At 70.8% G+C, this 6,429-nt stretch carries 8 protein-coding genes and 1 tRNA gene; 4 read left to right on the top strand and 5 right to left on the bottom strand.

Annotation, left to right across the window (positions count from 1 at the left end; translation table 11 throughout):
* The coding region (locus A949_RS36565; protein ID WP_019357034.1) for a DUF3618 domain-containing protein at nt 1–111 on the bottom strand (111 nt) is incomplete at its 3' end.
* Nucleotides 112–328: 217 nt separating this feature from the next.
* Here A949_RS36565 and bcp point away from each other — a divergent pair.
* The 3 genes from bcp to A949_RS0116015 all read left to right on the top strand — a co-directional run bounded on the left by bcp (nt 329) and on the right by A949_RS0116015 (nt 2,585).
* Nucleotides 329–805, top strand: coding sequence for a thioredoxin-dependent thiol peroxidase (bcp, locus tag A949_RS0116025; RefSeq protein ID WP_019357033.1), 477 nt, complete (start codon nt 329–331; stop codon nt 803–805).
* 61 nt (nt 806–866) lie between these two features.
* On the top strand, nt 867–2,375 hold the full coding sequence (locus A949_RS0116020) for an MFS transporter (protein WP_019357032.1): 1,509 nt from the start codon (nt 867–869) through the stop codon (nt 2,373–2,375).
* Between the two features lie 128 nt (nt 2,376–2,503).
* Nucleotides 2,504–2,585, top strand: a tRNA-Leu gene (locus A949_RS0116015).
* Nucleotides 2,586–2,597: 12 nt separating this feature from the next.
* On the opposite strand, the gene rdgB is transcribed toward A949_RS0116015, so the two are convergent.
* The 4 genes from rdgB to A949_RS0115995 form a co-directional block, all read right to left on the bottom strand.
* On the bottom strand, nt 2,598–3,212 hold the full coding sequence (gene rdgB, locus A949_RS0116010) for an RdgB/HAM1 family non-canonical purine NTP pyrophosphatase (RefSeq protein ID WP_019357031.1): 615 nt from the start codon (nt 3,210–3,212) through the stop codon (nt 2,598–2,600).
* Nucleotides 3,213–3,245: 33 nt separating this feature from the next.
* The gene (locus A949_RS0116005; RefSeq protein WP_026004692.1) at nt 3,246–3,635 is read right to left on the bottom strand and encodes a hypothetical protein; all 390 of its coding nucleotides are present in this window, start codon (nt 3,633–3,635) and stop codon (nt 3,246–3,248) included.
* 130 nt (nt 3,636–3,765) lie between these two features.
* Complete coding sequence (gene rph, locus A949_RS0116000) at nt 3,766–4,491, bottom strand: ribonuclease PH (protein WP_019357029.1); 726 nt, start codon at nt 4,489–4,491, stop codon at nt 3,766–3,768.
* 86 nt (nt 4,492–4,577) lie between these two features.
* A complete protein-coding gene (locus A949_RS0115995; RefSeq protein ID WP_272944204.1) occupies nt 4,578–4,868 on the bottom strand; it encodes a PTS glucose/sucrose transporter subunit IIB in 291 nt (96 codons plus the stop codon).
* 193 nt (nt 4,869–5,061) lie between these two features.
* Between A949_RS0115995 and A949_RS0115990 the strand changes: the two genes are divergently transcribed.
* The gene (locus tag A949_RS0115990) at nt 5,062–6,363 is read left to right on the top strand and encodes a PTS transporter subunit EIIC (protein ID WP_019357027.1); all 1,302 of its coding nucleotides are present in this window, start codon (nt 5,062–5,064) and stop codon (nt 6,361–6,363) included.
* Nucleotides 6,364–6,429 lie beyond the last annotated feature (66 nt).

Here is a 6,429-nt window from a genome sequence, read left to right as displayed (position 1 = left end):
GATGGTCTTCGGGTGAACGCGTACGGCGATCTCGTCCAGCGCGACGGCGAGTTCCTGCCGCCTGCGGATGATGTCCGCCTCGATGTCCGCGGGGGTCCTGGCTTCCGGCACCGAGCTGCCTCCGTCGCTGTCAGTCCTGCGTCCTACCGTGTGTCAGCGGCCATCCTGTCAGCTCGCCGGGGCCGCTGCCCCACGGCACCCCCGATCGACGGCCTCCGGCTACGCTCGGGCAGGGTCGGCCCCGCCGCCACCGCGGAGACGTACCGCATGTGCAGGTGCGTACCGCGGCGGCCGCCGGAGGAAACCCACAGGAGACGAAGGAGCCCCGATGAGCGCACGACTCGAGCCCGGCGACACCGCCCCCGACTTCACGCTGCCGGACGCCGACGGCAAGGAGGTCTCGCTGTCCGGCCACCGGGGCCGCAAGGTGATCGTCTACTTCTACCCGGCGGCGCTGACCCCCGGCTGCACCAAGCAGGCCTGCGACTTCACCGACAACCTCGAACTGCTGGCCGGTCAGGGCTACGACGTCATCGGCGTCTCCCCCGACAAGCCGGAGAAGCTGGCGAAGTTCCGCGAGCAGGAGTCGCTGAAGGTCACCCTCGTCGGCGACCCCGGCAAGGAGACGATGGAGGCGTACGGCGCCTTCGGCGAGAAGAAGCTCTACGGCAAGACCGTCACCGGCGTCATCCGCTCCACCGTCGTCCTGGACGAGGAGGGCCGGGTCGAGCGGGCGCTGTACAACGTGAAGGCCACCGGGCACGTCGCCAAGCTGCTCAGGGACCTGGGGCTGGCTTCGGAGTGATCGTGCGCCGCCTCCGGAACGGGTCCGTATAGGGAGGTGGAGCGGGTGGTACCCATGGGGAATGAAGCACGAAGACCAGCCCCCGGATCCGGCCGCGCTCAAGCGGCACCGGTACCTCTTCCGCGCCGTGCGCCGCAGACGGGATCCGAAAGTCCGCCTCAGCGACATCACCGTGACGGACGAGCCGACGGTCAAACGTGCCACCAAGGCCGCCGCTGTCGGTAATGCCATGGAGTGGTTCGACTTCGGGATCTACGCCTATCTCGCGGTCACCATCGGCAAAGTCTTCTTCCCCGGCGGCGGCAGCACCCAACTGCTCGCCTCGTTCACCGCCTTCGCGGCCTCCTTCCTGGTGCGGCCGCTGGGCGGACTGTTCTTCGGTCCGCTCGGCGACCGCATCGGGCGCAAGAAGGTGCTCGCCCTGACGATGGTGCTGATGGCGGCGGGCACCTTCTGCATCGGGCTGATCCCCTCCTACTCCTCCATCGGCCTCGCCTCGCCGGTACTGCTGCTGCTGTGCCGGCTGGTGCAGGGCTTCTCCACCGGCGGCGAGTACGGCGGCGCCGCCACCTTCATCGCGGAGTACGCGCCGGACAGACGGCGCGGCTATTTCGGCAGCTTCCTGGAGCTGGGCACTCTCACCGGCTACACCGGGGCCGCCGCACTGGTGCTGGTGCTGAACACCGCGCTGGGCGACGACGCGATGCTGCGCTGGGGCTGGCGCATCCCGTTCCTGGTGGGCGGGCCGATCGGGGTCGTGGGGCTGTATCTGCGGATGAAGCTGGACGAGACCCCGGCCTTCCGGAAGCGCGCCGAGCAGTTCGCGCCCGCCCCCGAGGCGGGCGCGGCGGAAGCGGGCGAGCCGCGGCTCTCGGAGAACGTGCCGCAGAAGGAACTGCGGTCCATCTTCTCCGAGCAGTGGCGCACCCTGCTGCTGTGCATCTGTCTGGTGGCCGCCTACAACGTCACGGACTACATGCTGCTCTCGTACATGCCGGCCTATCTGACCGACTCCCTCGGCTACGAGAACTCGATGGAGCTGGTCGCGGCCATCATCACGATGGTGGCGATGGCGGCCGTCATCCAGCGGATCGGGCACCTCAACGACCGCTTCGGACGCAAGCCCGTCCTGATGACGGGCATGGTCGGCTTCTTCGTGCTGACCGTCCCGGTCTTCGCCCTCTTCCAGCAGGGCAGCTTCGCCGCGGTGCTGGTCGGGCTGCTGGTGCTCGGCGCCTGCCTGGTGTGCCTGCTGGGCACGATGTCGGCCACGCTGCCCGCGCTCTTCCCCACCGATGTGCGCTACGGCTCGCTCTCCATCGGCTACAACGTGGCGACCTCGCTGTTCGGCGGCACCGCGCCCGGTGTGATGACCTACCTGGTGGACAGCACCGGGGACAACCTCGCCCCGGCCTACTACGCCTCCGGCGCGGCGCTGCTCGGCATCATCGCGGTGGCCATGATGAAGGAGACGGCCCAAAGACCGCTGGCCGGCTCGCCACCCTCGGTCAGCACCGCGGAGGAGGCCCGCGCACTGGCCCGGGCCGAGAACCACGAGCCCACGTTCTGACCCGTCGCACCCCGTCCCCCCCCCGGCGCGCGGGAAGGCATCCGCCCTCCGCCCCGCTCCGGGCCCGCGCCGGTGCGCCCGCCCCCGCCCCGGTGCGCGGCCACACCGGCGCAGTACGATACGTGCGCGCGCGAGTGCCGGAATTGGTAGACGGGACGGCTTTAGGTGCCGGTGTCTTCGGACGTGGGGGTTCGAGTCCCCCCTCGCGCACCCTGAGGGGCTTCAGTCCGAGCCGAGCAGCTCCCGCACGGCGGGGGCCAGCGCGCGGAACGCCTCGCCGCGGTGGCTGATCGCGTTCTTCTCCTCCGGTTCGAGTTCCGCGCAGGTCCGGGACTCGCCCTCGGGCTGCAGGATCGGGTCGTAGCCGAACCCGCCGGCGCCCGCGGGGGCGTGCCGGAGGGTGCCGCGCAGCCGTCCGCTGACGACGCGTTCGGTGCCGTCGGGCAGCGCGAGGGCCGCCGCGCACTCGAAGTGGGCGGCGCGGTGTGCGGTGTCGATGTCGGCGAGCTGGGCCAGCAGCAGGTCCAGGTTGGCGCCGTCGTCCCCGTGCCGGCCGGCCCAGCGTGCGGAGAAGATGCCGGGTGCTCCGCCGAGTACGTCCACGCAGAGCCCGGAGTCGTCCGCGACGGCGGGCAGCCCGGTGGCCCGGGCGAGGGCGTGCGCCTTGAGGAGCGCGTTCTCCGCGAACGTCACCCCCGTCTCCTTGACGTCGGGCACCTCGGGGAAGGCGTCCGCGCCCACCAGGTCCGGTTCGAGGCCCGCGTCGGCGAGGATCGCCTTCAGCTCGACGACCTTGTGGGCGTTGCGGGTGGCGAGGATCAGGCGCTGGGTGCTCATGGCCACCCAGTATCTCCCCACCCGGGGGGTGGTTCAGCCGGGGGTGCAGACCTGTGTCAGTTCGTCGGCCGCGTCGGTCACCGGCCCGGTCCGCGGGGTGCGTCCGGCCTCCACGTCGGAGCGGACGCTGTCGGCCGCCTGCTGCAGCCGGGAGACGGACTCGGCGATGTCGCCGTCGTCGGTCTCCTCGGATATCGCGGCGAGGTTCTTGTCGATCCGGTCCAGGGCCTGCTTCGCCTGGGCCGGGTCCTCGCCGGCGTCGGAGACGGCCTGCCGGAGGTCGTCCACGGAGCGGGCGACGGTCACCGCCGTACCGGCGCAGTCCAGTGTCCGGTCGACGGCCGAGCAGCCCGCCACCGCCGGTACGGTCAGCACGACGGCCGTGACGGCAGCCGCTGTCAGAGCAGTTCTCCTGCGTGACACCTCAGCGTCCCCTCCCCGAGACTGGTCGGGCCGCACGGTTCGACACGTGCGGCCCGCACCCCGTCAGACGCGTAAAGCGGGAGCAAAGTTCCCCGGACCGCCCGGAATTCCGGGCCGCGACCGCTGCGGTTCAGTGCCCCAGTGCCGTGCGCTGCGCACCGTCGAGCTGGGCGCAGCCGGCGACCGCGAGATCGAGCAGCCCGTTGAGCTCCTCGCGCGCGAAGGGCTCGCCCTCGGCGGTGCCCTGCACCTCCACGAAGCGGCCGTCGCCGGTGCAGACGACGTTCATGTCGGTCTCGGCGCGCACGTCCTCCTCGTAGCGCAGGTCGAGCATCGGGACTCCGTCGACGATACCGACGCTCACGGCGGCGACGGTGCCGGTCAGCGGCTTCGCCTTGGCCTTGACGAGCTTGCGCTCCTGGGCCCAGGCCACCGCGTCGGCCAGTGCGACGTAGGCGCCGGTGATGGCCGCGGTGCGGGTGCCGCCGTCCGCCTGGAGGACGTCGCAGTCGAGCACGATGGTGTTCTCGCCCAGCGCCTTGTAGTCCACGACGGCACGCAGCGAGCGGCCGACGAGGCGGGAGATCTCGTGGGTGCGGCCGCCGATCCGGCCGCGCACGGACTCGCGGTCGCCACGCGTGTTGGTGGCGCGCGGCAGCATGGCGTACTCGGCGGTGACCCAGCCCTCGCCGCTGCCCTTGCGCCAGCGGGGCACGCCCTCGGTGAGGCTGGCGGTGCACAGCACCCGGGTGTCGCCGAAGGAGACCAGGACGGAGCCTTCGGCGTGCTTGCTCCAACCGCGCTCGATCGTGACGGGGCGCAGCTCCTCGGCCGTACGGCCGTCGATACGTGACATGGGGGCGAGCGTATCCCCGGCCGGGGGCGCGGGCCGAACGCGGGCCCGGGCCGCCGGACGGCGGACGGGCCCGGCCGGGGGTCGGCTCACATCATGTCTTCGATCTCCGCCGCGATGGGGTCCGCGTCGGTGCCGATGACGACCTGGATCGCGGTCCCCATCTTGACCACGCCGTGGGCGCCCGCGCTCTTGAGGGCGGCCTCGTCGACGAGGGAGGGGTCGCCGACCTCGGTGCGGAGGCGGGTGATGCAGCCCTCGACCTCTTCGATGTTCTCGAGCCCGCCGAGTCCGGCGACGATCTTCTCAGCCTTGCTGGCCATGTCCTTCTCCTGTGTTCCCGCCCGGTGGACGCTGTGGCGTTGCTGGCATCGGTGGATCTTTTGTCACGTTAGCCCACGATCAGCCCAGCTTTGCGCGCGCCGGTGCGCTGTCTGGCGAATGATGACGCTTACTGGTGGCGCGAGGGCGTCGGCCGCCGCACGGCGGACGCCCCGCATCCAGTAGTGGTCTACACCAGTATGCGTCAGTCGCCCGGTCGGCGGACGAGCGGCCGACCAGTCAGGAGGGGCCGTGAGCGCCAACGCCGCAGCCGGGCCGGGGAGGAAGTGGACCTCCGGATTCTTCCAGGGCCTGCAGAAGATGGGCCGCAGCCTCCAGCTCCCCATCGCCGTCCTCCCGGCCGCCGGCATCCTCAACCGGCTCGGCCAGCCGGACATCTTCGGCGACGACGGGCTGGGCTGGACGGATGTGGCCAAGGTCTTCCTCGGGGCGGGGAGCGCGCTGCTGGACTCGGCGCTCGGGCTGCCGCTGCTGTTCTGCGTGGGCGTGGCCATCGGCATGGCCAAGAAGGCGGACGGCTCGACCGCGCTCGCCGCCGTCGCCGGCTTCCTCGTCTACTACAACATCCTCCAGCAGTTCCCCGACTGCCCCTCCGGCACCAGCTACGACGCCGAACTGGGCACCTGCCTGGCCAAGGACAGCACCGCCGCCGGTGCCGCCTCCTTCCAGAACCCGGGGGTGTTCGGCGGCATCATCGTCGGGCTGCTGACCGCGTGGTTCTGGCAGCGCTTCCACCGGGTGAAGCTCGTGGACTGGCTGGGCTTCTTCAACGGCCGCCGGCTGGTGCCGATCATCATGGCCTTCGTCGCGCTGGTCTTCGCGGTGCTGTGCCAGTGGGTGTGGCCGCCCGTCGGTGACGGGCTCACCAGCTTCTCGAAGTGGATGTCGGACCTGGGCGCCTGGGGTGCGGGGATCTTCGGCATCGCCAACCGGGCACTGATCCCGATCGGGATGCACCAGTTCCTGAACACCTTCATGTGGTTCCAGTTCGGCAGCTACAAGAAGCCGGACGGCGAGATCGTGCACGGCGACATCAACCGCTTCCTGGCCGGCGACCCGGACGCCGGGCAGTTCCTCACCGGGTTCTTCCCGATCATGATGTTCGCGCTGCCCGCCGCCGCACTGGCCATCACGCACGCGGCCCGGCCGGAGCGCCGCAAGGTCGTCGGCGGCCTGATGCTCTCGACGGCGCTGACCTCGTTCGTCACCGGGGTGACCGAGCCGATCGAGTTCTCCTTCCTCTTCGTGGCCCCGGTGCTCTACGTCATCCACGTCCTGCTGACGGGCGTCTCGATGGCCCTCACCTGGGGGCTCGGCGTGCACGACGGCTTCAGCTTCTCCGCGGGGCTGATCGACTACGTCATCAACTGGAGCCTGGCCACCAAGCCCTGGCTGATCATCCCGATCGGACTGTGCTTCGCGGTGGTCTACTACGTGATCTTCCGGGTCGTGATCTCCGTGTTCGACCTCAAGACTCCCGGGCGGGAGCCGGAGGAGATCGCGGAGGAGATCGAGAACGACATCACCCGGTAGCGGCGCTCCGCGCGAGCCGGGCCTGCCCGGCGCCGGCACCTGCCCGCCGTCGGCTCCGACGGCCGC

The sequence above is a fragment of the Streptomyces sp. AA1529 genome (assembly GCF_000280905.1).
Lineage (GTDB): Bacteria > Actinomycetota > Actinomycetes > Streptomycetales > Streptomycetaceae > Streptomyces.
The sequence above is the reverse complement of the archived record's forward strand: the minus strand, read 5'-3'. Positions and strand labels throughout refer to the sequence as shown.